Origin of the sequence: Schaalia sp. ORNL0103 (assembly GCF_019429565.1) — a bacterium.
GTDB lineage: Bacteria > Actinomycetota > Actinomycetes > Actinomycetales > Actinomycetaceae > Pauljensenia.
The window spans coordinates 435,612-462,122 of record NZ_JAHXSA010000001.1 but is presented as its reverse complement, the minus strand read 5'-3'; the positions used below and the strand labels follow the sequence as shown (position 1 = coordinate 462,122).

At 67.1% G+C, this 26,511-nt stretch carries 22 protein-coding genes and 1 pseudogene; 9 read left to right on the top strand and 14 right to left on the bottom strand.

The genetic code is table 11. The features are described 5' to 3' along the window. The first annotated feature begins 27 nt into the window (after nucleotides 1–27). The gene (locus JJJ16_RS02055; protein ID WP_219751199.1) at nucleotides 28–1,200 is read left to right on the top strand and encodes a MalY/PatB family protein; all 1,173 of its coding nucleotides are present in this window, start codon (nucleotides 28–30) and stop codon (nucleotides 1,198–1,200) included. Nucleotides 1,201–1,285: 85 nt separating this feature from the next. Here JJJ16_RS02055 and JJJ16_RS02050 read toward each other — a convergent pair whose 3' ends face one another. The 4 genes from JJJ16_RS02050 to JJJ16_RS02035 form a co-directional block, all read right to left on the bottom strand. Beyond that, the gene (locus JJJ16_RS02050) at nucleotides 1,286–2,083 is read right to left on the bottom strand and encodes a purine-nucleoside phosphorylase (protein WP_219751198.1); all 798 of its coding nucleotides are present in this window, start codon (nucleotides 2,081–2,083) and stop codon (nucleotides 1,286–1,288) included. Further along, a complete protein-coding gene (locus JJJ16_RS02045) occupies nucleotides 2,080–3,525 on the bottom strand; it encodes a purine-cytosine permease family protein (protein ID WP_219751948.1) in 1,446 nt (481 codons plus the stop codon). The genes JJJ16_RS02050 and JJJ16_RS02045 overlap by 4 nt, the downstream gene beginning before the upstream one ends. 103 nt (nucleotides 3,526–3,628) lie before the next feature. After that, nucleotides 3,629–4,396: a fumarylacetoacetate hydrolase family protein gene (locus JJJ16_RS02040; RefSeq protein WP_048670565.1), complete on the bottom strand. Its 768-nt coding sequence runs from the start codon at nucleotides 4,394–4,396 to the stop codon at nucleotides 3,629–3,631. A gap of 116 nt (nucleotides 4,397–4,512) precedes the next feature. Beyond that, the gene (locus JJJ16_RS02035; protein ID WP_225905077.1) at nucleotides 4,513–5,949 is read right to left on the bottom strand and encodes an alanine/glycine:cation symporter family protein; all 1,437 of its coding nucleotides are present in this window, start codon (nucleotides 5,947–5,949) and stop codon (nucleotides 4,513–4,515) included. Nucleotides 5,950–6,249: 300 nt separating this feature from the next. Between JJJ16_RS02035 and JJJ16_RS02030 the strand changes: the two genes are divergently transcribed. Further along, on the top strand, nucleotides 6,250–9,003 hold the full coding sequence (locus JJJ16_RS02030; protein WP_219751196.1) for a DEAD/DEAH box helicase: 2,754 nt from the start codon (nucleotides 6,250–6,252) through the stop codon (nucleotides 9,001–9,003). Nucleotides 9,004–9,109: 106 nt separating this feature from the next. On the opposite strand, the gene JJJ16_RS02025 is transcribed toward JJJ16_RS02030, so the two are convergent. From JJJ16_RS02025 to JJJ16_RS02010, 5 genes and pseudogenes are all read right to left on the bottom strand, one after another. Next, nucleotides 9,110–9,538, bottom strand: coding sequence for a bleomycin resistance protein (locus tag JJJ16_RS02025; protein ID WP_219751195.1), 429 nt, complete (start codon nucleotides 9,536–9,538; stop codon nucleotides 9,110–9,112). Nucleotides 9,539–9,591: 53 nt separating this feature from the next. Then, nucleotides 9,592–10,287, bottom strand: a complete 696-nt coding sequence (locus tag JJJ16_RS02020; RefSeq protein WP_219751194.1) for a Pr6Pr family membrane protein — start codon at nucleotides 10,285–10,287, stop codon at nucleotides 9,592–9,594. Further along, nucleotides 10,277–10,411, bottom strand: a complete 135-nt coding sequence (locus tag JJJ16_RS10235; protein WP_264081511.1) for a hypothetical protein — start codon at nucleotides 10,409–10,411, stop codon at nucleotides 10,277–10,279. Before JJJ16_RS10235 ends, JJJ16_RS02020 begins: the two co-directional genes overlap by 11 nt. A gap of 334 nt (nucleotides 10,412–10,745) precedes the next feature. Beyond that, a pseudogene (ybaK, locus tag JJJ16_RS02015) lies at nucleotides 10,746–11,253 on the bottom strand (Cys-tRNA(Pro) deacylase). 19 nt (nucleotides 11,254–11,272) lie between these two features. After that, nucleotides 11,273–11,662: a YccF domain-containing protein gene (locus JJJ16_RS02010; RefSeq protein WP_219751193.1), complete on the bottom strand. Its 390-nt coding sequence runs from the start codon at nucleotides 11,660–11,662 to the stop codon at nucleotides 11,273–11,275. Nucleotides 11,663–11,777: 115 nt separating this feature from the next. On the opposite strand from JJJ16_RS02010, the gene JJJ16_RS02005 reads away from it, so the two are divergent. Continuing rightward, entirely contained in the window at nucleotides 11,778–12,476 is a 699-nt protein-coding gene (locus JJJ16_RS02005; RefSeq protein WP_219751192.1) for a YggS family pyridoxal phosphate-dependent enzyme, read from the top strand. A 253-nt stretch (nucleotides 12,477–12,729) separates the two neighbouring features. On the opposite strand, the gene JJJ16_RS02000 is transcribed toward JJJ16_RS02005, so the two are convergent. Together JJJ16_RS02000 and ilvD are read right to left on the bottom strand one after the other, a co-directional pair. Further along, nucleotides 12,730–13,779: a biotin/lipoate A/B protein ligase family protein gene (locus JJJ16_RS02000; RefSeq protein WP_101602009.1), complete on the bottom strand. Its 1,050-nt coding sequence runs from the start codon at nucleotides 13,777–13,779 to the stop codon at nucleotides 12,730–12,732. 23 nt (nucleotides 13,780–13,802) lie between these two features. Continuing rightward, nucleotides 13,803–15,650, bottom strand: coding sequence for a dihydroxy-acid dehydratase (gene ilvD / locus JJJ16_RS01995; protein WP_219751191.1), 1,848 nt, complete (start codon nucleotides 15,648–15,650; stop codon nucleotides 13,803–13,805). 322 nt (nucleotides 15,651–15,972) lie between these two features. Here ilvD and JJJ16_RS01990 point away from each other — a divergent pair, with 322 nt between their 5' ends. From JJJ16_RS01990 to JJJ16_RS01965, 6 genes are all read left to right on the top strand, one after another. Then, nucleotides 15,973–17,166, top strand: a complete 1,194-nt coding sequence (locus JJJ16_RS01990; RefSeq protein ID WP_219751190.1) for a cobalamin-independent methionine synthase II family protein — start codon at nucleotides 15,973–15,975, stop codon at nucleotides 17,164–17,166. Between the two features lie 325 nt (nucleotides 17,167–17,491). Continuing rightward, the gene (locus JJJ16_RS01985) at nucleotides 17,492–18,115 is read left to right on the top strand and encodes a hypothetical protein (RefSeq protein WP_219751189.1); all 624 of its coding nucleotides are present in this window, start codon (nucleotides 17,492–17,494) and stop codon (nucleotides 18,113–18,115) included. Between the two features lie 24 nt (nucleotides 18,116–18,139). After that, complete coding sequence (locus JJJ16_RS01980; RefSeq protein ID WP_219751188.1) at nucleotides 18,140–19,183, top strand: hypothetical protein; 1,044 nt, start codon at nucleotides 18,140–18,142, stop codon at nucleotides 19,181–19,183. Then, entirely contained in the window at nucleotides 19,168–19,803 is a 636-nt protein-coding gene (locus JJJ16_RS01975; protein WP_219751187.1) for an ABC transporter ATP-binding protein, read from the top strand. The genes JJJ16_RS01980 and JJJ16_RS01975 overlap by 16 nt, the downstream gene beginning before the upstream one ends. After that, the gene (locus JJJ16_RS01970; RefSeq protein WP_219751186.1) at nucleotides 19,800–20,873 is read left to right on the top strand and encodes a hypothetical protein; all 1,074 of its coding nucleotides are present in this window, start codon (nucleotides 19,800–19,802) and stop codon (nucleotides 20,871–20,873) included. The genes JJJ16_RS01975 and JJJ16_RS01970 overlap by 4 nt, the downstream gene beginning before the upstream one ends. A 33-nt stretch (nucleotides 20,874–20,906) precedes the next feature. Beyond that, nucleotides 20,907–21,599 (top strand): type 1 glutamine amidotransferase, encoded by a 693-nt coding sequence (locus JJJ16_RS01965; RefSeq protein WP_219751185.1) that lies wholly within the window; start codon nucleotides 20,907–20,909, stop codon nucleotides 21,597–21,599. 215 nt (nucleotides 21,600–21,814) lie between these two features. Here JJJ16_RS01965 and manA read toward each other — a convergent pair whose 3' ends face one another. The 3 genes from manA to JJJ16_RS01950 form a co-directional block, all read right to left on the bottom strand. Next, nucleotides 21,815–23,032 (bottom strand): mannose-6-phosphate isomerase, class I, encoded by a 1,218-nt coding sequence (manA, locus tag JJJ16_RS01960; protein WP_219751184.1) that lies wholly within the window; start codon nucleotides 23,030–23,032, stop codon nucleotides 21,815–21,817. A gap of 80 nt (nucleotides 23,033–23,112) precedes the next feature. Further along, on the bottom strand, nucleotides 23,113–24,876 hold the full coding sequence (gene cydC / locus JJJ16_RS01955; protein WP_219751183.1) for a thiol reductant ABC exporter subunit CydC: 1,764 nt from the start codon (nucleotides 24,874–24,876) through the stop codon (nucleotides 23,113–23,115). Next, nucleotides 24,873–26,474, bottom strand: coding sequence for an ABC transporter ATP-binding protein/permease (locus tag JJJ16_RS01950; RefSeq protein ID WP_219751182.1), 1,602 nt, complete (start codon nucleotides 26,472–26,474; stop codon nucleotides 24,873–24,875). Before JJJ16_RS01950 ends, cydC begins: the two co-directional genes overlap by 4 nt. Nucleotides 26,475–26,511 lie beyond the last annotated feature (37 nt).

Here is a 26,511-nt window from a genome sequence, read left to right as displayed (position 1 = left end):
ATCCACCGACTCATCCAGGAGGACACCGTGTCCGTTCGTCTCTTTTCCGACTCCCACCTCTACCGCACCGGCTCCCTGAAGTGGACGGGTATCACAACCGCGAGCGGTGAGCCGACGATCGGCGCGTGGGTGGCGGAAATGGACTTCGGGACGGCCCCGGAGGTCGCCGACGCGATGAAGGGAGCGATCGATGACGGCCTGCTCGGCTACCAGCCGACCTGGCTGGAGCCGCGCATCGCGGGCGCGACCGCCGAGTTCCAGAAGCGCCGCTTCGGCTGGGACGTGGACGCCTCGCACGTGCGCCTCGTGGCCTCGGTCTTGCCCGCGCTCGAGGCGACGATTGAGCACCTGGTGCGCCCGGGCGCGCCGATCATCGTGCCCACCCCCGCCTACATGCCGTTCCTGACGATCCCGGGCAAGTTCGACCACCCCGTCATCGAGGTTCCCTCACTGCGTGGCACGCGCGCCGGCGGGCGCGGCTGGGCGCTCGACCTGGAGGGGATCCGCGCCGGGCTCGAGGCCGGGGCCGGCCTCGTCATCCTGTGCAACCCGTGGAACCCGGTCGGCCGTGTCCTGCGCGAGGACGAGCTGCGTGCCCTGCACGACGTGGTCCGCGAGTACGACGCCCTCGTGTTCTCCGACGAGATCCACTCCTCCCTCGTGTTGGATGAGTCGATTCCTTTCGTTTCCTACGCGTCGCTCGGCCCCTCGTTCGCGTCCCACACGGTGACGGCGACCGCCGCGTCGAAGGGCTGGAACATCGCAGGCCTGCCCTCCGCGCAGGTGATCCTGCCCGACGAGGCGCTGCGCGAGCGCTGGGACGTATTCGCCGCCGACGTGCGCCACGATGCCAACGTCATCGGCACCTTGGGCGCTATCGCCGCCTACGAGCGCGGCGATGCCTGGCAGCGCGAGGTCAAGGACCTGATCCGCTCGAACGTTGACCTGGTCGAGCGCGCGCTGGCCGACACCCCGATCGACTTCGTGCGCCCCGAGGGAACGTACCTGACCTGGTGGGGCTTCGAGGGAGTCGACCTGGGTCCCCTCTCCCCCGCCGCGACGCTGCGCGAGCGCGCCCGCATCGCCGCCAACGAGGGCCGCACCCTGGGAGCGGACTACGCCTCGTGGGCGCGCATCAACCTGGCGTGCGCCCCCGACGTGGCCTCGCGGATCGTGGAGAGGGTCCTCGGCCTGCTGTAAGCGTCTTCTACACGAAACGAGGCCGTGGCCGGGAACGGTGGACATCCACCTCCCGGCCACGGCCTCGTTTGCGTCTGGTTCCTGCTCAGGCTCCCAGTGCCGCCTCGATGCCTGCGACCACGGTCTGGCGGGCCGCCGAGGCTGCCTCGACGACGGCGGTCGGATCCGTGGGGGCATCGGCGAAGGACAGGTCGGAGACAACCGACATGCCGGCGACGCGCACGCCCAAGGCATGCAGGGTGATGGCCTCCATGACGGTCGACATGCCCACGCAGTCCACGCCCAGGCTCGCGAGGATGCGGGTCTCGGCCATCGTCTGGTACTCGGGGCCGCGCAGGATCGCGTAAATGCCCTCGCGCTGGCAGACACCGCGCAGCGCCTGCGTCATCTGGGCGTCCCACACGGCCGACACGTCCAGGAAGAGCGGCCCATCGAAGGGCGAGGCGCCACTGACGTTCACGTGGTCGGTGATCGCCATGACGTCGCCCAGGTTCCAGGGCTTCAGGCAGCCGTTCGCGTTCGTGAGGACCGCGCGGCTAATACCGGCCGCAACCGCAGCTCGGGCGAGAGCCGTGACGGGGCGGGCGCCCAGCCCCTCGTAGAGGTGCGTGCGGCCCGTAGCCACGAGGACCACTCCCCCACACGCCTCATAGGCGCGTAGCTCGCCACCGTGCCCGTCCGCAACCGGCGCGACGACTCCGGGGATGTCACCCAGGGCAACGGTGGCCACGGGGGCTCCCCAGGCCTCGTCGAGAGCCTCGGCCAAGCCGGACCCGAGCACGACGAGCGCATCCGGGCGCCCCGCAAGGCCGGTGAGGACCCGGGCGCCGGCCTGGGCCTCGTCGTCGAGGAGAGCCTGAGGGAAGCGCGGGTCAACGCTCACTGCTCATCCTCGCCCGCACCCTCGGCGTAGGTGCGCGAGGGCAGCTTCTCCTGCGCGCGCACGCGGCCCGCGCTGGTCACCCAATAGCCGACGAAGCCGACGACCATCGCCAGGAGGATGCCGATGTTGGCGCCCGCCCAGTCACCCTCGCGGCCACCCAGGGGGCCGAGGAGATAGCCCTGCCAGGACAGCCAGGAGGCGCTCGCGTTGACGACGAGGCCCCAGCCCACCAGCGAGCCGATGATCAGGGAGGCGACCGCACCCCAGTTCACCGAGCCGTAGCGGCCCGAGGGGGTGAAGAGCGAAGGCTCGTCGTAGTCATTGCGACGCAGCGCGATGTCCGCCAGCATGACGCCACCCCACGCGGCGATGACGACGCCGAGGGTCGTGAGGAACGCTGTGAAAGGAGTCAGGAAGGAGTCTGCGAAGAACACGACGACGATCGTGCCGACCGTCATGATCGTGCCATCAATCGCGGTGGCGACCGGGCGCGAGACGGGCACGCCCGTGGCCAGCAGCGACAGGCCCGAGGAGTAGATGTCCATGACGATGCCGCCGATGAGGCCCAGGATCGCGACCAGCGCGAAGGGGATGAGGAACCAGGTGGGAAGCAGCGTGGTGAGCGCGCCGATCGGGTCGCCGCCAATCGCCTCGGAGAGGGACTCATCGGCCGAGCCGACCAGGAGGATGCCGAAGAAGACGAGGATGACCGTGGGCAGCGCCGCGCCCACCGTCGTCCAGCCGACCACACCCTTCGTCGAGGCGGCGCGCGGCAGGTAGCGCGAGTAGTCGGCGGCCGCGTTAATCCAGCCGAAGCCGAAGCCCACGAGGAGCATGCAGCCCGCACCCAGTACCGCAGTCAGGGGCGCCGAGGGGCGCGAGGAGAGGACCGCGAAGTCGATCGTCGGGGCGACCAGGACCAGGTAGACGATCGTCAGGGCCGCGGTGGCCCAGGTGATCCACGTCTGGACCTTCATGATCGCCTCAAAACCGAGGATGCCCGAACCCGCCGCCAGGACGACGACGAGGATCAGGGCGATGATCTGGGCGACAACGTGGTTCGTGAAGCCGAGCGCCCCCATCACCGTGGCTGTGGCCTGGACGGCCATGATCGCCAGGAAGGTCTCCCAGCCCACCGTCAGGATCCACGAGATCGCAGCCGAAATGCGGTTGCCGTTGAAGCCGAAGGCCGCGCGCGACAGGACCAGCGTCGGAGCGGAGCCGCGCTTACCGGCGATCGCGATGAGGCCGCAGACCAGGAAGGACAGGGCCACTCCGACGACGGACACGACGACCGCCTGGGCGAGGGAAAGCCCGAAGCCGAGGACCCACGAGCCCCACGAGATACCCAGGACCGAGATATTCGCCGCGAACCACGGCATGAACAGGTCGGAGGGTTTTCCCTTGCGATCGGATTCGGGGATGACGTCCAGGCCGGCCATTTCGACGGCCAGAGCGCCCGATGACTGGGGTTCGCTCACGGTGTGCTCCTATGCGACGGAGATATTGTCAGAACGACGTAATCCTATCACACAGGTCACACGATCAGGCTCGGACGACGGGATTCGTCAAGCTCCCGATCCCCTCGATCTCGATCTCCACGCGATCACCCGCGTGAACGATCTCGGCACCCGCGGGCGCGCCCGTGGCGATCACGTCGCCGGGCAGCAGCGTCATCTGGTGAGACACGTAGGACACCAGCTCGAAGGGGTTCCAGATCATGTGCGCGGTCGAGGAGTCCTGAGCGATCTCGCCGTTCAGGTACGAGCGAATCGCCAGGTTGGTGACGTCGAGGGCAGGGTCGACCGTGATCCACGGGCCCAGCGGGCACGCCGAGTCGAAAGACTTTCCGCGCGACCAGGGGCCGCCCGTCATCGCGTCGCGGGCGGTGGCATCGTTGGCGATCGTGTAGCCGAGGATCATCTGCGGCGCGTCCTCGACGCTCACATCCTTGGCGAGAGACTTGATGACGATCGCGAGCTCCCCCTCGAAGGCCACCGCGTTCGACCAGGCGGGGATCGCGATCGGGTCGTCGGGGCCCACGACCGAGGTATTCGCCTTCAGGAAGATCGGCGGCTCGGGGCGCTCATCAGCCGGAATCGGGGTATCCGAGTAGTTGTCGCCAATACCGACGACCTTCGAGCGCGGGATCACCGGGGAGAGCAGGCGGACCTCGTCCAGCTCGTAGATCTGGCCGGAGGGTTCCACGGGCGAAAACAGCGGGTCACCCTTGAGCCCCACGATCCTCGTCGAGCCCTCCTCAAGGGCGCCGTAGACCGGGTTCGTACCATCGGAAAAACGTGCGATTCTCATGCCGGTAGCCTAACGCAGCCCCGCGCGCGCCGCGCTGAGCAGCGCCGACATACACGACGCCGGGTGCGCGAGGCACGAGATGTGCCCGGCGCACCCGGCGAGGTGGTCAGCAACTATTACTTCTTCTTCTGCTTGGGGCGCTTCCACACGCTGCCGGGAACGTCGCCGGGCAACAGCGGGTTCTTCTCACCCACGAAGACGGGCTCGGCGACGCCATCGCGACGCTGGGTCTCGTAATCGCGCAGCGCGCCCAGTACCCAGCGGGCCAGGAAGACCAGGGCCACCAAGTTCGTGATCGTCATAACCGCCATCGCAATGTCAACGGCGTTCCACACGACGTCCAGGGTCAGCAGGGCACCGATCGTCGCCGAGGCCACGCACACGACGCGCACGGTCCAGCTCGCCCAGCGGGCATCCCCGAAGACGAAGGACATGTTCGTGTCGGAGTAGACGTAGGCGGCGATGATCGAGGAGTAGGCCAGGACGAAGATCAGGATCGCCATGGGGACGATCGTCCACGCGCCCAGCTCGTGGGCCACGGCCAGGGTCGTCAGGTTCGAGGGGTTCACGTCCGCGCCGCCCCACACCTTCTCGCCTGCGATGAGGATGACGAAGGCGGTCGCGGTGCACACGACGATCGTGTCAATGAAAACACCCAGGGACTGGATGAGGCCCTGGCGCACCGGGTGGGACACGGTCGCGGTCGCGGCGGCGTTGGGAGCGGTACCCTGGCCGGCCTCGTTGGAGAAGAGGCCGCGCTTGGTGCCGTTGATCATCGCGGCGATGATGCCGCCGCCCAGGCCGCCGACGGTGGCGTCCATAGAGAACGCGGAGGTGAAGATCTGGCCGAGCACAGTACCGAACTGCGTGATGTTCATGAGGCAGACGATGGCGACCATGATGACGTAGACAGTCGCCATGATCGGGGCCATCCACTCAGTCACGCGGGCGACCGTGCGGATACCGCCGAAGATGACCATCGCGGAGAAGACGAAGATCAGGCCTGCAACCGTAAGCTGCGCGGCCGAGAAACCGCCCGCTCCCTGCAGGGGTTCCTTCGCGGCCTCACCGAAGGCGCTCGTGAGCGTGCCCGCGATGGCGTTGGACTGCACGGAAGTGATGACGATGCCGCAGGTGACGACGGTGATGACGGCGAAAACGTTGGCCAGGACGCGGCTCTTCATGCCGCGCTTGATGTAGTAGGCCGGGCCGCCGCGGAAGGAGCCGTCGGAGTGCTTCACCTTGAAGATCTGGGCCAGCGTCGCCTCGAAGAACGCTGTCGCCATGCCGACCAGGGCCACGACCCACATCCAGAAGATCGCGCCCGGGCCACCGTACAAGAGCGCCGCGGCCACGCCGAACACGTTGCCGATGCCCACGCGAGCGGCCAGCGAGATCGCGAAGGCCTGGAAGGAGGAGATTCCGCCGTCGGCACCCTTGCGCGAGCCGAGGACCGTGCGCACCATCTCCGGGAAGAGGCGCAGCTGCACGCCGCGGGAGACGACCGTGAGGATCACGCCCACGCCGATCAGGATGACGATCGTCAGGTGCATCGTGATCCAGTCGGCGATGTCCTTTTCAAGCAAGGCAAATTCTTCCACAGGAACCTCCCGGGCTGTCTATCGACGAGGCCGTGGGACAGTCGCGGGGCCTCGCGCGCTTCGCGGGCCGCACCCGCGCGTTGTATGGGACCCGTTCATCTTGCCACAGGGCTGTGCGCCCAGCAGGCGACGTCTCGCCACGCGCACGCCCGTGCGTGAGTGCATGGGGTGCCCCGGCCTCGTCGATGAGCTGCGGGAAGGGACCGGCGGTGCGGGGACGCAGACGTGGGCGCACTCTGGGACAATGGGAGCATGAGCGCGACTTTGAACGAGATCCTGGACGACCTGGAGGACGAGGGCCGTCTGGGCGACGACGACGCCCTGTACGAGGCCTTCGTGTCCTGGGCCGAGGGCACCGGGCGTCCGCTCTACCCCCACCAGGAGGAGGCCCTGGTGGAGATCCTGGCGGGCAACCACGTGATTGCGGCGACCCCCACGGGGTCGGGCAAGTCGATGATCGCGCTCGCCGCGCACTTTACGTCGATGGCGCACGGTGGCCGCTCCTACTACACGGCGCCGCTCAAGGCCCTGGTGTCGGAGAAGTTCTTTGACCTCGTGTCGCTGTTCGGCGCGGACAACGTCGGTATGGTGACCGGCGACGTGTCTCTCAACGCCGACGCGCCCATCATCTGCTGCACGGCTGAGATCCTCGCGAATCAGTCGCTGCGCGAGGGGCCCACGCTGGACGCGGACATGATCGTCATGGACGAGTTCCACTTCTACGGGGACCGTCAGCGCGGCTGGGCGTGGCAGGTACCGCTCCTGGAGCTGAGGACCCCGCAGGTGGTCGCGATGAGCGCGACACTGGGCGACACGACGCGTTTCGAGCGCGCGTGGAAGGAACGCACCGGGCGCGACGTGTCCCTCATCGACGACGCGGAACGACCCGTGCCCCTCGAGTTCGAGTACGTCGTGGACCGCCTGCCCGACACGGTCGAGCGGCTGCTGGGCGAGGGCCGCTGGCCCGTCTACATCGTGCATTTCTCCCAGCGCGACGCGGTCGCCACCGCGCAGTCTTTCGACCGTTCCTCGCTGATTTCTCCCGAGCAGAAGAAGGCGATCGCCGCGCAGCTGGCGGGGGTGTCGTTTACGAAGGGCTTCGGGCAGACCCTGAAGTCGCTGCTGGCACAGGGCATCGGCGTGCATCACGCGGGCATGCTGCCTCGCTACCGTCGCCTCGTCGAACGCCTCACGCAGGCGGGCCTGCTGCCGATCGTGTGCGGCACGGATACCCTGGGAGTGGGCATCAACGTGCCGATCCGCACGGTGCTGATGACGTCGCTCGTGAAGTACGACGGGCGGCGCATGCGCCACGTGAGCGCACGCGAGTTCCACCAGATCGCGGGCCGCGCGGGCCGCGCCGGCTTCGACACGGTCGGTTTCGTGCGCGTCCTAGCCCCCGAGCACGAGGTGGACGCCGCCCGTGAGCGCGCACGCCTGAGCGCCGCGCAGGAGGCCGCGCGCGACGCCCGCGAGGCCAAGCGTGCCGCGAAGAAGTCGGCGAAGAAGCGCAAGGGCCCGGGCGAGGGCGAGATCTCGTGGACGCGATCGACGTTCGAGCGCCTCGTCGATGCGGCTCCCGAGCAGCTCACGAGCCGTTTCGAGATGACGCACGCGATGGTCCTCAACGTGCTGGCCGGGGCTCCCGCGGCCGGGCGCGACCCGGGCGAGCACCTCGTGTGGCTGGCGCGCAACAACGACGATCCGCCCACGGATCGCAACCCGCACCTGCGCCGCCTGGGTGAGATCTACACGTCGATGAAGCAGGCGGGCGTCGTCGAGCACGTCTCCTCTGCGCAGGCCTCGGCGTCGGGTGAGCCTCGCCTCCGCGCCGCCACCGACCTGCCGGATGACTTCGCGCTCAACCAGCCGCTCTCCCCCTTCGCGCTGGCGGCCCTCGAACTGTTGGATCCGGAGTCCCCGACCTTCGCCCTGGACGTCGTCTCGGTCATCGAGTCGGTCCTGGAGGATCCGCGCCCGCTCCTGTTCGCGCAGGAGAAGGCGGCGCGGGCCGAGGCCGTGGCCGCGATGAAGGCGCAGGGCATGGAGTACGACGAGCGCATGGCAGCCCTGGAAGAGGTCACGTGGCCGCGCCCGCTGGCCGATCTGCTGGGGGACGCGTTCGCGGTGTACCTGCACGCGAACCCGTGGATCGAGGATCAGGAGATTTCCCCGAAGTCGGTCGTGCGCGAGATGATCGAGAACGCGCTGACGTTCACGGGGATCGTGGGCCGCTACGACGTGGGCCGCTCCGAGGGCATCGTGCTGCGCTATCTGACGGACGCATACCGGGCGCTGCGCCAGATCGTGCCGGACGAGCTGATGACGGACGAGCTGCGGTCGATCATTGCGTGGCTGTCGGCGTTGATCCGCGCGGTGGACTCCTCACTGCTGGACGAGTGGGAGGCCATGTCCACGGGCCAGGCCCTCTCCCCCGCGTCCGAGGGCGACGGCACGGAGGGCGCGGAGCTGGCGTTTGGCGCGCGGGAGGACGGGACCGTTCCCTTTAGCGCGAACCGTCACGCGTTCCGCACGGCGATCCGTGGCGCGCTGTTCGAGCGCGTGGAGGCGATGAGCCGCGACAACGTCGAGGCCTTGGCGCGTCTGGACGAGGCCTCGCGCACCCCCCTGGTCGCTCCGTGGGGCGAGGACGAGTGGGACGCTGTGCTCGAGCTCTACTGGGCGGAGCACGAGTGGATCGGCATCGACCAGCGTGCGCGCGCCCTGTCGCTCTGTTCCCTGAACGAGGCCCCGACCCGCGAGGACGTGCTGGAGCTGGCTCCCGCTGTGGTTTCTTCCGATTTCGAGCGCGCCCAGGTGACGCGCATCGAGGCGATTGCGGACGCGGTCGATCAGGCTGCGGCCGGCACGTTCTGGCTGGCCACGCAGACCCTGTTCGACCCGGAGGAGGACATGGACTGGCGCATCGTCGCCCTCGTGGACGTGCCCGCCTCAGACGAGGCGAACCGCGTCGCCCTGGCCACGATCACCGTCGGGGCGCGGTAAGTCCCTCCAGCTTCGAGGCGCACGGGCCACCACGGCCTCGTTGTTGTGGCAATTCGGATGAGTCGGGTGTGAACGACGCAGAAAGCCGTGGTCCCCGCCGTCCGAGTTATCCTCGCCGCGCAGGCCTCTCGCCTTTTTCCTGCTGGAGGCGCAGCAGGTAGCCATCGGGATCCTGCACTAGGAACTGCCGGACGCCGATCTCTACATCGCCCGCCCGATACCACTTCTCTTCGGGTTCGACGAAGATCGGCCACCCTGCCTCGGTCATGCGGTGCCATGCATTGTCCAGATTGTCGACCTGAACCTCGAAATTGATACCCCGACCAAGGGGGAACTCAAGGGGTCCTGTCGCCCACGTCCTACCCTGGTCGATCTGGTCGAGCATTAGGTGCGCGTTACCCAGGACGAGGTAGCCGAATCCTTCCTCAGGCCGTTCATAGCGAAGGGAAAAACCGACGAGGTCGCACCAAAAACGGCGCGATGCCTCGTAATCGGTGACGGTAAGTTCAGGGACAAGCCCGGGCTCGTTGCTCATGGCCTCACTCTAGCGGCCTCGGACGAGACCGTGTCCGGGAGGTGCACAGACCGTCAGCGCCGGGACGCCTTGCGGATCAGCCAGTCCGCGCCCGCGAAGAGCGCCATGAAGACCAGGGCGCCAATCAGGATAGCCACGATGTTGATCGCAACCTGCGCGTAGCCGATGCGCCACACGTTCACGAAGCCGTAGGGGTACTGGTGCGTGAAGGAGCCTCGCACGAGCGTGTACGCCACCCACGCGACCGGGATCAGCAGGGCGCGCCCCAGCGTCGCCCACGTGATGCCACCGCGCGGCCCCACGAGCGCGGCCGTACCCACAAAGGCGGCGGGGACGACGATGTGCTGGAGCGGGTTGGTGACGAGCGCGAAGCCGGAGAGGACCTCGTAGGGGCCAATCAGCGTCGCGTAGACGATCGCGGTCACCGTGATCATCATGAGCGCGCACAGGTGCGTGGCCCTCCCCCACGCACCCACACGGCCCCAGCGCGCGAGGACGGTCGAGATGATCGCAACCATGATGTTGGACAGCTCGGTGAAGTAGGACAGGCAATTGATGAGGCGCTCGGGCGCGCCCGCCCAGCCGTGGGCGGCGCCCGCAAAGAGGCCCTCCTCGACGTAGGTCGGCGCAGCGTAGCCATCGAAGGCCGTAATGATGAGGGTGGCGGCGACGCCCACCCAGGCGAGGGCGGCAACCACCCAGTAGGCGGCGCGCCCACGGCGGCTCAGTTCAGTCACGTCAGTTGTCATCGCTCTCCCCAAACGCCTCCACCGCAGAGCCATAGCGCGCAACGGGGAGCCGCCCAGCAGCAATCTCGCGAGCCTCGCGCATGGCCGCCTCAGTCTCTTCGTTGTACCGCAGATCTGCAGACACGTTCACCGTCTCCTCGTTCATCCTCACTCACCCGGGTCCACTCATTGTATGTCGAGCAGCCAACGTGCTAACACGGACCACGGCATCGGATCGGCACGAGTCGTGGACGAGAAGTAGCACTTTCCAGCGGGGTTCCTCAACAACGTCGCACGTAATTCGTTATTCGGATCGGCGCTGAGAGATCAGAAACCGCATGATTTCAACACCTCTCCTTCAAAGACTGAAGGAACGGCCGGGGAATTACGTGCGAAATTTGGGGGCGCAGGAGTATCGGCGGCTGGAATGAAGACCAGGCAGGAGCCTGCGACAACGACTGAAACAGGACGAGGCCGGGTCAGACCTGGGCGAGGTCCGTGACCTCAGCATCCGTCAACTCGACGAGGTCGAGGGGGCTCAGTTCGACGCTGAGGCCTCGGCGCCCGCCCGAGACGATCATGGTCTCGTGGTCCAGGCACGCCGAGTCAATGAACAGCCGGTGCGAGGTGGTCTGCCCGAGGCGGGCTGATGCCGCCCACGACGTAGCCGGTGCGGCGCTGTGCGACGGCCGGGTCAGCCATGGCGGCGCTCTTCGCGCCGGCTGCCTTGGCGATCAGCTTCTGGACAGGTGAGCCAGCGCAGGCACGCAGCCGACGACAAACTCGCCGGTGGGCTCCAGGCGCACCATGAGCGTCTTGAAAGCCTGGGTGGGGTCGATCCCCAGCTTCTCGACGGTTTCTTCCCCGAACGCCCCGGGCGGCCGGTCGTGCTCGTACTCGTGAACGGTAAAGCAACGCCGGCCGCCGTGAGCGCCTCGATGGCGCGGGTGGGGCCACCGCCTGGTCTTTGCTGTGTTTACGAGCCATGACCCCAGTGTAGGACGCGTCAGAGGATTGACGCGGTCGGGTCGTCGATGACGGCCTTGCCGAAGGGGAAGCAGGTGATCGGGATCATCTTGAGGTTGGCGATGGCCAGCGGGATGCCGACGATAGTGACGGCCTGCGCGGCGGCGGTGGTGATGTGGCCGATGGCGAGCCACAGACCCGCGACCAGGAACCACACGATGTTCATGAGGCCAGAGCCCGCGCCCACGCCCGGCTTGTCGATGACGCGCTTACCGAAGGGCCACAGCACGTAACCGGCGATGCGGAAGCAGGCCACGCCCGCGGGGATCGTGACGACGAAGATGCAGGCGACGACACCCGCAAGGAGGTATCCCAGGAAGAGCGGGAGCCCTCCGAAGAAGAACCAGATGATGTTGAGCAGGGTACGCATGGCGTGTCCTTTCGTTGTTCTGTGAACATACTAGTCTGACACGCCGCTCGGCTCAGATGTCCCTGAGTCGCCCCTGATTGGCCCCTGATAGCGCCTGCCCGTCTACCATGAGGGCATGAGCATTCCCGAGGCCATCGCCGCTGCCCGCGACCGCATTGACCGTGCGACGTCCGCGTGCGGCCGCACTGATTCGGTGCACCTGGAGCTGGCGGTCAAGACGCGCACGCCCGAGGAGTGCCGCACCGCCGCCGCTGCCCTGCGCGAGGCGGGCCTACCCATCCTGCTGGGTCACAACCGCGTGCAGGAGGCGCGTGCGACGGTGGACGCGATCCGAGAGGTGCCCGGCGCGCGCATTCACCTGATCGGCCCTCTGCAGTCCAACAAAATCAACCACGCGCTGGCCTGCGTGGACGCGATCGAGTCGCTGGACTCCCCCGCGCTAGCCTCGAAAATCGACGCACGCGCAACCGGCACGCTCCCGGTATTCGTCGAGGTGAACGTCTCCGGCGAGGCCACGAAGCACGGCTGTGCCCCCTCCGACGTCGCCGCGCTGATCGACGCGGTCGAGGCCTCGACCCACCTGCAGCTCGCAGGCTTCATGACGGTGGGTCTGAACTCCCCCATCGAGGCCGACGTGCGCGCCGCGTACGCGCAGCTGCGCGACATCAGGGACGAGGCCGCCTCTCGCCTGGGCGTCGAAGAGTCGGACCTGCCGCTCTCGATGGGCATGAGCCGCGATCTTGAGTGGGCCATCGCTGAGGGGGCGACAATCGTGCGCCTGGGGACCGCTATCTTCGGAGAACGCCGCGCCTGAAAGCCCCACCGCATCTGAAACCCCTAGGCACAAGCCATGCTTGCCTCTTTCCCTTAAAATCTCGCACGTAATTCCCTCACTCCCCATTCCGCGAGCGGACTTGTTTCGTTGCTATTTCAACGATGGATAGTAAGAAATGAGAAAGAACCCCGCTAGAATTACGTGCGAAATTTGGGGGAAGCCGCGCAGGAACGCGGAAGCCCGCCCCGGCCTCGTCGAAACGACACCGAAGCGGGCCACGAATACGGGGCGTTCAGGGGATGCGGTGCACCCACTCCTCGCGCGCGAACTTCGTCTCGCAGCGCTTCCGTGCGACCTCAAGATCCGCCTCGGTGATGGTGCCAACGCTCGCGTTGTACTTCTCCTTGAAGTGATCAAAGAACACCTGCAGGATCTCTTCGCGCGCCATGCCGGTCTGGGAGCGCATGGGGTCCACGCGCTTGACGGCGCTGCGGGTGCCCTTGTCGCGGATCTTCTCCATGCCGATGCGCAGGACTTCGTTCATCTTGATGGCGTCGATGTCGTAGGCCATGGTCACGTGGTGGACCATGTAGCCGTTGGCCCAGCGCTTCTGCGCGGCGCCGCCGATCTTGCCGAACTCGGAGGCGATGTCGTTGAGCGGCACGTACTTGGCCTTGATGCCCAGCTTTTCGAGGACCTCCATGACCCACTGATCGAGGTAGGGGTAGGCCTGCTCGAAGCTCATTCCCTCCACGAGGGCGGTGGGGATGACGAGCGAGTAGGTGATGCAGTTGCCGGGCTCCATGAACATGGCGCCGCCGCCGGTGACGCGCCGCGACACGGTGATGCCGTATCGATCCACGCCGTCCTGTTGGATTTCGTTTTGGTAGGACTGGAAGGAGCCGATGACGACCTGGGGGCCGTTCCACTCCCACAGGCGCATGAAGGGCTTGCGGCGCCCCGCGGCCACGTCTTCGACCAGGGTTTCGTCCATGGCGACGTTGATCATCGGGTCGACGACGGGGCCGTGGATGACGTCGAAGTCGATGTCGTCCCACGACAGGGCGGCGCCCAGCGCGCGGCGTACGGCGATGCCGACGGCCTCGGGGGTCACGCCCATGAGGGTGTCTCCCTCGTGGAGGGCGGCCTCCACGCGCGCGGCCAGATCCTTCGCGCTCGACGAGGCCGGGGCCCCTTCGAGGGACGCGGTGATCCGGGTGAGCGCGTCGTCGGGGTCGAGGAAGAAGTCACCGGACACGCTCACGCGCGCGAGGCGATCCTCCTCCACGTCGGTGTCGACGACGACGAGCTTTCCTCCGGGGACTTTGTATTCTCCATGCATGCCCACGATTGTAGGCGCTTCGCTCACGCCCAGTCGGGCAGGACGCGCACGCCGCCCTTGTCGGCGGATGCGGCGAGCATGCCGTAGACGCGCAGGGCGTCGGAGACTTGGCGGGCGCGAGGCTTAGAGGGCTTCCACGGGGCGGCGCCCTTTTCGGCGCGGCGGCGCTCGAGTTCCTCGTCGCTCACGTTGGCGCGCAGGACGCGGTTGTTGACGTCGATTTCGATCTCGTCGCCGGTGCGCACGAGGCCGATCGCGCCGCCGGCCGCGGCCTCGGGCGAGATGTGACCGATGGAGATGCCGGACGTGCCGCCGGAGAAGCGGCCGTCGGTGATGAGGGCGCACTTCTTGCCCAGGCCCAGGCCCTTGAGGTAGGAGGTCGGGTAGAGCATTTCCTGCATGCCGGGGCCGCCCTTGGGGCCCTCGTACTGGATGACGACGACGTCGCCTTCCTTAACTTGCTTGCTGAGGATGGCCTCGACGGCTTCCTCCTGGGATTCGACGACGAAGGCCTTGCCGACGAAGTGGAAGAGGGACTCGTCGATGCCGGCGGACTTGATGATCGCGCCGTTGGCGGCGATGTTGCCGTAGAGGACCGCGAGGCCGCCGTCCTTCGTGTAGGCGTGCTCGACGGAGCGGATGCAGCCGGCCTCGGAGTCGGTGTCGAGGGACTCGAAGAGGTTGGCGGTCGAGAATGCCTGGGTGGTGCGCACGCCGCCGGGGGCGGCGAGGAAGCGGTGCTTGGCCTCGTCGGTGGCGCTCCCGCTGCGCACGTCCCAGGCGCCCAGCCAGTCGGCGAGGTTGTCGGAGTGGACGGAGCGGACGTCGCGGTTGAGCAGGCCGGCGCGGTCAAGCTCGCCGAGCAGGGCGGGGATGCCGCCGGCGCGGTGGACGTGCTCGATGTGGTAGGTCGTGGAGTTGGGGGCCACCTTGCACAGGCAGGGCACGCGGCGCGAGATCGCGTCGATATCGTCGAGCGTGAAGTCGACACCGGCCTCGTTGGCGATGGCGAGGATGTGCAGGACGGTGTTGGTGGAACCGCCCATGGCCACGTCCAGGCTCATGGCGTTCTCGAAGGCGGCCTTGGTGGCGATGGAACGCGGCAGGACCGAGTCGTCCTCGTTGTCATAGTAGGCGCGGCACATGTCGACGATGCGCGTGCCGGCCTCGGTGAAGAGCTTCTTGCGTTCGATCTGGGTGGCGAGGGTGGTGCCGTTGCCGGGCAGGGCCAGGCCGATGGCCTCGTTGAGGCAGTTCATGGAGTTCGCGGTGAACATGCCTGCGCAGGAGCCGCAGGTGGGGCACGCGTTGGCTTCGATGCTGGCCAGCTGGTTGTCGCTGACGGAGTCGTCAACGGCCATGACCATGGCGTCGATGAGGTCGAGGCGGTGCTCGACGACACCGTCGACGGCAGCGCCAGATTCCATGGGGCCGCCGGACACGAAGATGGTCGGGATGTTCAGGCGCATGGCGGCCAGGAGCATGCCGGGGGTGATCTTGTCGCAGTTGGAGATGCACACGAGGGCGTCGGCGCGGTGCGCGTTGACCATGGTTTCGACGCAGTCGGCGATGAGGTCGCGGCTGGGCAGGGAGTAGAGCATACCGTCGTGGCCCATGGCGATGCCGTCGTCGACGGCGATCGTGTTGAACTCCTTGGCAACGCCGCCGGCTGCTTCGATGGCTCCGGCCACGAGATCGCCCATGTTCTTCAGGTGCACGTGGCCGGGGACGAACTGGGTGAAGGAGTTGGCGATGGCGATGATCGGCTTGCCAAAGTCGCCGTCGGTCATGCCGGTGGCGCGCCACAGGGCGCGTGCTCCGGCCATGTTGCGGCCTTGGGTGGATGTTGCCGAGCGCAGCGGGCGACTCATGATGTGCCTTTCTTTTGCCTTGTAATGACTCCACAGTAGGAGTGTGAGCGCTGCGTTTCCGTGCGGGTTTCGTCTCATGGACGAGGCGCGGGCTGGGTGCGGGTGGTTTTCGCGCGGTATTTCGGGAGCTGTGGTGGGTGGGGCGCCGTGTCAGTGGGTGGACGCTTGTGGGCGTGATTGCAAGGAAAACGCAAGGGGTGCGTGCGTGAATTAGTGTCTGGCCAGATGAGTGGTTGATCGCATTGGTCACGCTTCGGACATTCGGCCTCGTTCTCGAGGCGCGAAACGTAGGCTGAGGGCACAGTGAAGAGAAAGGACTGCGATGACCATTCGCACCACTCATGTTGGTTCCCTGCCCCGTACCCCCGAACTGCTCAAGGCGAACGCCGCGCACCGCGAGGGTTCCCTGAGCGACGCCGATTTCACCTCTGTGCTGCAGGCCGAGGTTGACGGCGTTGTGAAGCGTCAGGCTGAGATTGGCCTGGATATCGTCAACGATGGCGAGTACGGTCACGCGATGCTCGACACGGTTGATTACGGCGCGTGGTGGACGTATTCCTTCTCGCGTTTTGGCGGTCTGTCGTTTGAGAACTCGGGTGGCTTTGAGCTGCGTCCCCCGGCTGGCCGCGATGGCCGCCTGGCTTTCTCGTCGTTTGCTGAGCGGCGCGACTGGCAGCGTTTCGCGGACGCGTACGGTGACCCGGAGTCGGGTATTCAGATCGTGAGCGACAACAAGGTCGTATTCCCGGCGATCGTGGACGAGCTGACCTACATCGGTGCCGAGGCCGTGGAGCGCGATATCGCGGGCGTGAAGCACGCGCTGGAGGCTGTGGGCAAGCCCGTGTCGGATGGTTTCGTGGCAGCGATTTCGCCGGGTTCGGCGGCTCGCGTGGGCAACGCGTTCTACGAGGACGACGAGGCCGTGGTGTGGGCGTGCGCGGATGTGCTGCGCGAGGAGTACAAGCGCATTACGGACGCGGGCCTGACGGTGCAGATTGACGCGCCGGATATCGCGGAGGGCTGGGATCAGATGAACCCGGAGCCCTCCGTTGAGGATTACCGCGCGTTCTCTCGCGTGCGTATTGACGCGCTGAACCATGCGCTGGAGGGCATTGACCCGGATCTGGTTCGTTTCCACGTGTGCTGGGGTTCGTGGCACGGCCCGCACACGACGGATATCCCGTTCAAGGACATCGTGGATCTGGCCCTGCTGGTGAACGCGAATGGCCTGACGTTTGAGGCGGCGAATGCTCGCCACGCGCACGAGTGGACGATCTGGCGCGACATCGAACTGCCTGAGGGCAAGTACCTGATCCCGGGCGTGGTGTCGCACTCGACGAACGTTGTGGAGCACCCGGAGCTGGTGGCGCAGCGTATTCGCCAGTTCGCGGACATTGTGGGCGACGAGCGCGTCGTGGCGTCGACGGACTGTGGCCTGGGCGGCCGTATCTACCCGTCGATTGCGTGGGCGAAGCTGGAGGCTCTTGCTGAGGGCGCTCGTCTCGCATCGAAGTGATCGCCTGACTGCTGGCCTGGGGCGCGCGGGGTGGATGAGTATCCACCCCGCGCGCTTTTCCCAGGGTTTTCTCAGCCAAAGCTCCCTGTTTTTTGAGCTTGGCGTCACACAATGGATGGTGTGTTGCAGCCCCCGTTTCCGGGTCGGCTTGGCGCGGTGGGGATCGCACGCCGCGTCGGGTTCCGGGATTGGGGGCTGCGGCGCGTTTGGGGTCATCTGATCATCCCCATCTCAACTCGCTTCTCCATCATGCGGAAAACGGAGCCCTTTCTTCGTTATTCTGGAAGTAAGCACCCATTGTCGAGGCTGTTCGAGGGAGAACATCATGGGAGCAAACACCAGGGAGGGCACGCACTCCATCCGTTCACACCTTGGTTTACTCGCTGCCGCTCTTATCATCGTCGCCACGGCGTGTGGCTGCCAACAAACCACACCTGCGGCGGAGGGGCCGTGGGCGGCCGACATTGAGCAGGCGCGCAGTGAGTGGGCATCCAACGAGTTCGTTCAATCTGTCCTGGCCGACTCTTCCATCAGCGAGGCAGAACTCCAGGACATGCGTCAGCGCGTGCTGAGCTGTCTGACGAACAAGGGGGTCACCGGCGCATCGTACGGCCCGAGCGGCACGCTGAGCGTCCCCGATCAGCCGGTTGGCTCCTCCATATCTGAGGAACAGCAAGAAGAATTCATCCACGCCTGTTCCATCGATGCCGGTGAGCCGATCATCGAGGCGCTCGAGTTCGACATGCGAGTCAACCCGGATCACCGGGATATCAACGAGCTGTACACGCAGTGTTTGATCCGTAATAAGGCGGTTGAGCCGTCCTTCACGGTCCAAGAATTCACGCGCGCTCGCGAGAGCGGAACACCTCTTGCAAGCTCGCTGCCTTTCATCGACCCATCCCAGGGTCCCGACATTTTGCAACGATGCCTCGAGGACCCCAGCAAATGACCACAACCACCCTCAGGAGTTGAGATGGCATCTTCTCGCCGCTGGCTCGCCCTCACCGCGTTTGTCGCTCTCATCGCCGGTGCGGGTGGGGTCAGCGCGGGTATCCTCATTGCCTCGCCGCCCACCCCGGCCTCGCTGGCATCGTCATCTGCTCCGTCGACGGTCCCCGTCACCACCCGCGAGTTCACTGATACGCGTTCCCTCACCCTCACGATTCCCCCGGCCTCGCCTCACGAGCTCACCTCCCCCATCGCAGGGCGCATCACGGCCCTCCAGGCAGCACCGGGAACTCCCATCACGTCAGGTTCTATTCCCTGCGAGATCGATGGCCTGCCCCTTCTTGCCTTAGCCCTCTCCACCCCGCTCTATCAGGACGTGGTGGACGGAGCCACGGGACCAGATATCGCGGCCCTGAACGCTGAGCTCGCGCGGCTTGGGTATGCGGCTCCGGCGGAATCTCAGCGGGTCACGGCCGCCACGCGAGCGGCCCTGGCCTCGGCAATGGGCGTGAGCGACGGTGCCGGAGGCGTCCCCTCCCGTATCGAAGCCTCTCGCGTCCTGTGGATTCCTGCGCCGACCGTCACCCCCTCGTCGGTCCCCGTTCACCTGGGTGACAGCGTCGATACGCAGACGGTTCTCCTCAACCTTGAGGACTCCCGCGACGCCTTGCGTCTCTCCATCCCACCGGACGCCTATCCCGCGGACCACGTCATCACCCTGGGGGACAAGGACTACCCGGTTCCCTCTGACGGCGTCATCACCGATCCCACCCTGACGGCGACGATCCTGTCCTCGAGCGAATACACGGCCTTCGTCCGTTCCGCCCCGAGCAGCGATGGACCCGTTCAGCTGCCCGTCTCCTGGAAGCTCGCCTCCCCCATCACTGTCACGGTCGTCCCGCCGGCCTCAGTGATCGGAGACGCGACGAACGCGTGCGTCTTTTCAAGCGGCGCGCCGGTTCCCGTCTCTATCGTTTCTTCCCAGCTTGGCCGAACCTACGTCCTGCCAACGACCCCGATCTCCGCCGTCGACACTGCCGTCGAGGGACGCTCATGTCCGTCGAGCTAGACAACGTCGGTCACAAGTTCGCCGCAAGCCCGTGGCTCTTTCGCCATCTGAGCGCCCGCTGCGAGGACGGTGCCCTCACCGCCATCATCGGCCCGTCCGGTTCTGGCAAATCAACGCTGCTGTCACTGATCGCGGGATGGGAGACTCCGACCGAGGGAACGATCAGCGTCCCCCGTCCGTCTGGTGAGCAGAACCCCCGCATTGCATGGGTCTTCCAGAACCCGTTCGGCGTTCGCGCGCGCAGCACCATTGACCACGTGGCGCTGCCCCTGTTGGCCCGCGGCATGAGCCGGGCGCAGGCCGATGTCGAGGCGAAGCGGCTCCTTGATGCCTTCAACCTGGCGCATCTCGCGACCCGCCCATTTCGGGATCTGTCGGGCGGCGAGGCTCAGCGTGTGCTCCTCGCGCGCGGGCTCGCTTGCGCCCCCACCCTGCTCCTCGTAGATGAACCAACCGCGCAGCTTGATCAGTCCACGGCGCGCGACATCGCCTCCACGCTCGGCTCGCTGCGCGAGGACGGGGTGAGCGTCGTGATCGCGACGCACGATCCGTCGATTCGCGCGCAGTGCGACGCCGTCATTGACCTCGCCCGCTTCCAGGATGAGGAGGGGCAGCAATGAGCACACTCTCGTGGCGAGCACTCCTGTCCGAGGCCTGGAGGGACTGCCTGAGCGGGACGGCCCGCGTCGGGATTCTGACAGTTCTGGCCACCGCCCTGGTCGGAGGCATCATCTGCGCCGATGCGTTCTCCCTTCGTTCCGTCAGCGTTGAGGCTGCCTCTTTCCGTGTCCATCTGGGATCAGTGCGAGTTCTCCAAGCGCAAGGCAGCATCGACGGGGCCACTTGCGATGCGCTGTCGCGAATCCCCGGGGTACGTGCAGGAGCCGTTCGCTCGGTCGAATCCGGCTTGTCCCCGCTTGCCCTTCCTGCCTCGTCGCTACCTCTGTATGAGGTCACGCCCGGAACCGTCTCTCTCCTGGGGACAACAACGGCAGATCCGACGGGAATTCTGCTCCCTGAGCAGGTGGCCGAGGATCTCGGCACCACTCAAGGAGCCCTTCTCCCCCTCGCACACGGGCAGGCCGAAGTCGCGGGCACCTACCCGTGGGACGAGAACGACGGGCGTCGTCCCGGCTACGCCTACGCGGCTCTTGCCCCCGTGCCCGCGACGGGGACCTTTGATGAGTGCTGGTACGAATCCTGGCCGCACAGCAACGACGTCGATGCCTTGGTGCGCTCAACCCTCGTTGGAAGCGACGATCAGAACGCCCAGGTCCTGGCCATGAACCCTTCGCGCGGGACGTCCTTCGACGCGGCGGGCCGACTGCGACAGAGGCCGACCTGGTGGGCGTGGATCGCCGCGAGCGCAATCGGTGCCGTGCTAGGGGCCGCTGCCACATGGTGGCGTCGCCTCGAGATCGCCTCGGCTCTGCACGCTGGGCTCCGCACGTCGGATACGACGGTCATCCAACTGTTCGAGGCTGTGGCATGGGTGGGCGGCGCATGCGTCCTCACCTCCGGCATATGTCTGACGATCCTGAGCGGAGCGGCGCCCGAGGATCGCTCCGATCTCATCCGTTTGGTCGCAGCCGAGGGCATCTGTGCCGCGTCGTGGACGCTCATCGGTGTCGTGATTGCCTCCATGACGATCCGCGAGCGCCAGCTGTTCGCTTTCTTCAAGGGCCGATAGGTACCGGCGCGTGATCGCGACTACAATTGATGTATGAACATCCTCGTGATTCAAAACGACCCGATCGTTCCGGTGGGTCAGTTGTCCGCCTTCCTCGGCGGTCACGAGGTGGTGCGCGCCTGGGAGGATCCGCAGCGCCTCCAGGACCTGGCGGCCACTCCCCTGCCGGATGCCCTCATCCTGCTGGGTGGCCGGGCGAACGCCTACGACGACGAGGCCTGGCCGTGGCTGGAAGCAGAACGCGATCTGCTGCGCCGCTGCGTGGCCGCACACATCCGGGTGCTCGGCATTTGCCTGGGCGCCCAGCTGATCGCCGCGACCTTCGGCGGGCGTGTCAGCGTCGCTGACCCGGCGGGCCCCGAATACGGCGTCATCTCCCTGGCCTGGGGCACGAACGACCAGGCGGGCGGCGGCGGAGCCGTCCCCCTGCGCATGGCCCTAGCCTCGACCCACACGGTGTTCGCCGACCATGGTGACGCCATCGTGGAACTCCCCCGGGGCGCGCGCGAGTGGGCGCGCTCGGACAAGTACACGCAGATCTTCTCCTACGGCACCGCCCTGGGCGTCCAATTCCACCCGGAGGTCACGCGCGAGACCGCGACCGTGTGGGCAGTCAACAACGAGGACGTCGACACCGAGGACATCGTCGCCGGCTACAACGCCCACGAGGGCGAGCTGGCCTCCACATGCAAGACCCTGGCCGACTGGGTCTCCGGCGTCTTCTAAGGCGCAAACAGAATCGCAGTGCGGGCACCCCCACGCGGTACCCACACTGCGATTGACAATCGGGCCTCGTCGCAGCGAGCGGAGATGAGGCCCGGCTCCTATTTTAGAGGAAAAAGCCGCAGCTACAAGGCTTTTCCAGGAACCAAGACCACCACGTGGGACGACTTGACAACGCTCCCATTCACGGCCTCGTCACGGCTCGCGACGCACCCCGGTCAGGGGGCCGCGACCTGCACAAACGAGCCGGTGCCGTACGCCCACATGCGACGCTCGGCGGCCGAGACGAACACTGCCTGGCCACGGCTCAGCTCCACGCTGTCCCCGCCCTGCTCCTCGCTCACGTGCAGGGTGACCGACCCGGAGGTCACGATGACGATGCGCGGGCCCTCACCCGGCACGGCGACCTCGTCCACGCGGGACGTGTGCTTGCCGGGCGCGAGCGTCGTCACCGACAGCTCGAACTCCTGGGCAGGTGCCAGGAAACGGTCCGTCGTCGCCGACGGGTGCTCGGGCGCCACGCGCACGGGCGGCAGCGCCGAAAACTCGGTGATCTCCACGAGCTGGGCGGAGTCCACGTACTTGCCGGTCAGGCCCGCGCGCACGACGTTGTCGGAGGAGGCCATGACCTCGATGCCCAAGCCCGACTGGTAGGCGTGGATCTGGCGCGGCGGAATGTAGACGGCCTCGCCAGGGCGCAGGGACACCGGGTTCATGAGGAAGGCAACGATGATTCCCGGGTCGCCCGGGTGTTTCTCCCCCAGGACGCTCACGAGCTCGTCGGTGCGCGGCGAGGGGGACGTGCCGGACGCGAGGCGGGAGCGGCACGCGGCCACGAACTCTTCGACGCGCTCGGGTGTCGCCGGGGAGTCCTCGTCGAAGAGCCACGTGGCCAGGGAACGCAGGCCCCCGCGCACGGTGGACAGCTTGAGGCGGTAACGCAGGCGGTCCGCGAGCTCACCCTCCAGGCCGACGAGGAGCTGGCGGGCCTTGCGCGGCACGCGGAAGCCCACGAGCGCGCTGAACTCGGTGAGCGCGTAGATCATCTCGGGCTTGTGGTTCATATCCCGGTAGACGCGGTGCGTGTCCGTGCGCTCAATGCCTAGGACCTCCTCGCGCAGGTAGCCCTCGCGCGCGATCTCCTTCGTCGGATGCACCTGCAGGCTCAGGGTCTGCGCGGGGGCGATAATCTTGGCCAGGTACGGCAGGGTTGGCCCGAAGGCGTAGAGCAGTCCGCCGCCAAGGGCTCGCTTGGGGTCCTCGCCGATGTGCTCGGCGAGGGTCTGCCCGCCCGTCAGCAACGTCGGTCCGTCCGGGTGGGCGCCGAACCACACCTCGGACACCGGGTCGTCCCCGGCGGCGGCACCCAGGAACTCGGGAATCGCGTTCGTGGAGCCCCACGCGTCAGCTTTCGTCCAGCCGATCAGTCTTTCCATAGGTCGAATCCTATCGGTATCGGGCGCGTAAACACGCGAGGGACGAGGCCGTGGCCCCATCCCCCGCGCGCTTGCGTATGTCAGGCGCTGGGTTGATCGGTGGTTTCGCGCGCCTCGAGAGCAGCGAGCGCACCTCCGCGCGCGTGCAGCTCAGCGTAGGTGCCGGTCTCCACGACGCGGCCCGCGTCCATGACGATGATCTGGTCGGCGTCACGCACGGCGCTGATGCGGTGGGCAATCTCGACGATGGTGCGGCCCTTCGCGACGCGGGCGATGCCCTCGCGCACGCGCGCCTCGGTGGCCGGGTCGACCTGGCTCGTGGCCTCGTCGAAGACGTAGATCGGGGCGTCGCGCAGGAGCGCGCGAGCCAGGGCCAGGCGCTGACGCTGGCCGCCCGAGAGACGCTCGCCCATGTCACCGACGACCGTGTCCAGGCCGTCCTTTTCCGTGGCCAGCCAGTCGGTGAGATCCACGGCTTCCAGCGCGGACTCGAGGTCCTTGTCGGTGGCGTCGGGTGCTGCGAGCAGGAGGTTGGCGCGCAGCGTGTCGTTGAACAGGTAGGGACGCTGGGGCGCGGAGGCGACCGTCGCGCGCAGGTCGCGCAGGGACACCTCGGCCACGTTCGTTCCACCGATGGCGACGGTACCCGAGGCCGGGTCCCACGTGCGGGTCAGCAGCGAGGCCAGCGTCGACTTGCCCGAGCCGGAGGCACCCACGATGGCGGTGCGTTTACCGGCGGGGATACGGATGCTCACGCCGTCCAGTACCGTGGGGGCGGGCGCGGGGGCATCCTCGTCCGTCGGGTAGGCGAAGGTCACGTCGGTGAACTCGATGTCGCCGGGGGTCAGCGGCTTGGGGTCGGCCGGGTCCGCGACGGCAGGCGCGCGGTCGGTGATCGCGAAGACACGGGCGGCCGACGCGAAGGCCTGATCCAGGTCCGCGGCGAACTCCTCGACCGCGAGGACCGGTCCGAAGGACCCCATGGCGATGCCGAGGGCGAGGCCCGCCTGGGGCAGCGTCAACGTTTCGGCGAGCACGCTCGAGCCCGCGACCATGGCGACCGTGACGATGCCGAGGGCAACGGCTGCCTGGTTGAGGCCTCGCCGCAGCGCGATCCAACGCCCCTGAGCGCCCAGGCCCGAGGAGATGCGCTTTTCGATGGCGCTCATCTCGGCCTCGCGGCGCTCCTCGGCCCCAAAAGCGAGGACCTCACGCACGCCCTGCACCGAGTCGGTCACGTGGGCGGCGATCGCACCCCGAGCCTCACGCAGCTCACGCGCCGCACGCGCGGTAGAGCCGGAACCCAGGAAGGGAATGACCGCGCCGACGATCAGCAGGAAGGGCGCCAGCACGGCAGCGAGCGTCCAGGACACGGCGCTGCCCATCCACACGACCGACAGGATCGGGACGATGATGGCCGTCGTGACGGGGGCGAGCGTGTGGGCGAAGAACACCTCGACGCGGTCGATATCCTTCGTCACGCGGTTCATGATGTCGCCCGAATCCAGGCGATCCGTGCCCGCGGGAGCCTGGGGCTCGAGCTGGTCGTAGAAGTAGTTGCGCAGCATCGCCAGGGAGTGGAAGGCCACGAAGTGACCGGCGAACTGCTCGAGGTAGCGGGCCAGACCCTTGAGGAGGCTCAGGCCGATGGCGCAGACAATGATCAGCGCGATGCTCCAGGCACTCTCCCCCGAGGCGAGGCCGGCGACGGCCCAGCCGCCCAGGGCGAACAGGGCGATGCCGATCATGAGGAAGACGATGCGGGCGGCAATGGAGGCCGCGAGGGGCGGCAGGACGCGCCGCGTGATCGACAGGAGTCGAAGAGACAGTTGCCTGCGGGTCATCGGATCGTTCCTTCCTGCAGGGTCGCGACGCGGTCGGCGCCCTTGATGGTGGCGTCTCGGTGGGAGATAGTCAGGGTCGTGCGCCCGGCGCATACGGTCTCCAGCGACGCGAGGATCTCACGCTCGGAGGCCAGGTCCACGTGGGCAGTGGGCTCGTCCAGGATCATGATCGACGCATTCTTGAGGAAGGCGCGGGCGATCGCGATGCGTTGGGCCTCTCCGCCGGACACGGCCAGACCTCGGGCACCCACGCGGGCGTCCAGGCCGCCGGGCAGCGTGTCAACGAACTCCCCCAGGTGGGCGGCACGCAGGGCCTCGACCAGCTGGTCGTCCGTGGCCGCGGGCGAGGCCAGGAGCAGGTTGTCTCGCAGCGTGCCGGAGAACAGGTAGGTGCTCTGCTCGACGACGGCGGTCTGGGCTCGCACCCACGACAGGGGCGCGCTGGCCAGGTCGACGCCGTTGAGGCTCACGCGGCCTCGCGTCGGGCGCAGGAAGCCCTGCAGCAGCGCCGAGATCGTGGACTTGCCGGCACCCGAGGGGCCTGCGAGCGCGACGTGCTCGCCCTGGGTGAGGGTCAGGTTCGCGCCCTGCAGGACCGGGGTGTCCTTGGTGTAGGAGAAGGAGACGCCGCTGAGGCGGATCTCGCCGCGCTGGGGCGGGATGGCCGGGGCCTTGACACCCTTGGCGTCCACGACGGGCGGGGTCTGCTTGATGAACTTCTTGATCTCCTTGTTGGCCGCGATGCCACCCATGCCGATGTAGAAGAACTGGCCGATGCGGTCCAGCGGGTCGAGCATGATCGAGGAGAGCAGCACGAGGGAAATGCCCTCGCCGACGCTGATCGCACCCTGCTTGTAACGGATGAGGGCCAGCGCGATCGCGCCGGTGATCATGCCGAGGGAGAAGACGGAGTCGATGACGAGGAGGATCAGCTGGTTGCCGGCCAGGTAGCTCATGACCTTCGAGCGGACCTCTTCGGCGGCCTCGGCCAGACGCTTGCCCATGTCCTTGCCGGCGTTCATGAGGGCCAGGTCGCCCAGGCCCTGGATGGCGTCGAGCTCCTTGGCGGCGAGCTGGCGCGAGGCGTGGCGATAGCGCGAGGACACCGGCTTGAACGCCTTGCGGAAGCCCATGACGCAGATCGGGACCAGCGGGATCGCGATCGCGAGGAATCCGCCCGCGGCCGGGTCGATCGTCAGGGCGACGACGATGACGACGAGGATCGGGGTCGTCAGCGACGCGATCATGGGGGCCAGGAAGATGCCCTTGTAGGCGGCGACGCGCTCGACGCCGTCGGTGGCGGAGTTGACGACGCGGCCCGCGCGCTCATTGGTGCGCTGCGAGGGCCCCAGGGCAAAGACCTGTCGGATCATCGAGTGGCGTAGCGCGGGTTCCATCTGGTTCATCTGGGCGGCTCCCAGGGCGCTGACCGCCCACGCGAACACGCCGGATCCCAGGGCACCCAGCACGCCGATCCACCACGTTGACCAGGAATGCCCGTCGACAACAGTGTCGATACCCCAGCCAATCGCCAGGTAAGCGGCAGCCAAGCAGAGAGCCGCTGCCCACGAGCAGACGACCACGATCGCGCGTTTCATTGTGCTCCTATCAACATGACACACACGAGTACACAAC

Bases quoted from the DNA above. Each gene is read 5' to 3' on its own strand.
- JJJ16_RS02045 (WP_219751948.1), bottom strand. From the start codon at position 3,525: ATGGCCGGCCTGGACGTCATCCCCGAATCCGATCGCAAGGGAAAACCC.
- JJJ16_RS02040 (WP_048670565.1), bottom strand. From the start codon at position 4,396: ATGAGAATCGCACGTTTTTCCGATGGTACGAACCCGGTCTACGGCGCC.
- JJJ16_RS02035 (WP_225905077.1), bottom strand. From the start codon at position 5,949: ATGCACCTGACGATCGTCATCCTGATCGGCGTGGGCGTGATCCTCACG.
- JJJ16_RS02030 (WP_219751196.1), top strand. From the start codon at position 6,250: ATGAGCGCGACTTTGAACGAGATCCTGGACGACCTGGAGGACGAGGGC.
- JJJ16_RS02025 (WP_219751195.1), bottom strand. From the start codon at position 9,538: ATGAGCAACGAGCCCGGGCTTGTCCCTGAACTTACCGTCACCGATTAC.
- JJJ16_RS02020 (WP_219751194.1), bottom strand. From the start codon at position 10,287: ATGACAACTGACGTGACTGAACTGAGCCGCCGTGGGCGCGCCGCCTAC.
- JJJ16_RS02010 (WP_219751193.1), bottom strand. From the start codon at position 11,662: ATGCGTACCCTGCTCAACATCATCTGGTTCTTCTTCGGAGGGCTCCCG.
- JJJ16_RS02005 (WP_219751192.1), top strand. From the start codon at position 11,778: ATGAGCATTCCCGAGGCCATCGCCGCTGCCCGCGACCGCATTGACCGT.
- JJJ16_RS02000 (WP_101602009.1), bottom strand. From the start codon at position 13,779: ATGCATGGAGAATACAAAGTCCCCGGAGGAAAGCTCGTCGTCGTCGAC.
- ilvD (WP_219751191.1), bottom strand. From the start codon at position 15,650: ATGAGTCGCCCGCTGCGCTCGGCAACATCCACCCAAGGCCGCAACATG.
- JJJ16_RS01990 (WP_219751190.1), top strand. From the start codon at position 15,973: ATGACCATTCGCACCACTCATGTTGGTTCCCTGCCCCGTACCCCCGAA.
- JJJ16_RS01985 (WP_219751189.1), top strand. From the start codon at position 17,492: ATGGGAGCAAACACCAGGGAGGGCACGCACTCCATCCGTTCACACCTT.
- JJJ16_RS01980 (WP_219751188.1), top strand. From the start codon at position 18,140: ATGGCATCTTCTCGCCGCTGGCTCGCCCTCACCGCGTTTGTCGCTCTC.
- JJJ16_RS01975 (WP_219751187.1), top strand. From the start codon at position 19,168: ATGTCCGTCGAGCTAGACAACGTCGGTCACAAGTTCGCCGCAAGCCCG.
- JJJ16_RS01970 (WP_219751186.1), top strand. From the start codon at position 19,800: ATGAGCACACTCTCGTGGCGAGCACTCCTGTCCGAGGCCTGGAGGGAC.
- JJJ16_RS01965 (WP_219751185.1), top strand. From the start codon at position 20,907: ATGAACATCCTCGTGATTCAAAACGACCCGATCGTTCCGGTGGGTCAG.
- manA (WP_219751184.1), bottom strand. From the start codon at position 23,032: ATGGAAAGACTGATCGGCTGGACGAAAGCTGACGCGTGGGGCTCCACG.
- cydC (WP_219751183.1), bottom strand. From the start codon at position 24,876: ATGACCCGCAGGCAACTGTCTCTTCGACTCCTGTCGATCACGCGGCGC.
- JJJ16_RS01950 (WP_219751182.1), bottom strand. From the start codon at position 26,474: ATGAAACGCGCGATCGTGGTCGTCTGCTCGTGGGCAGCGGCTCTCTGC.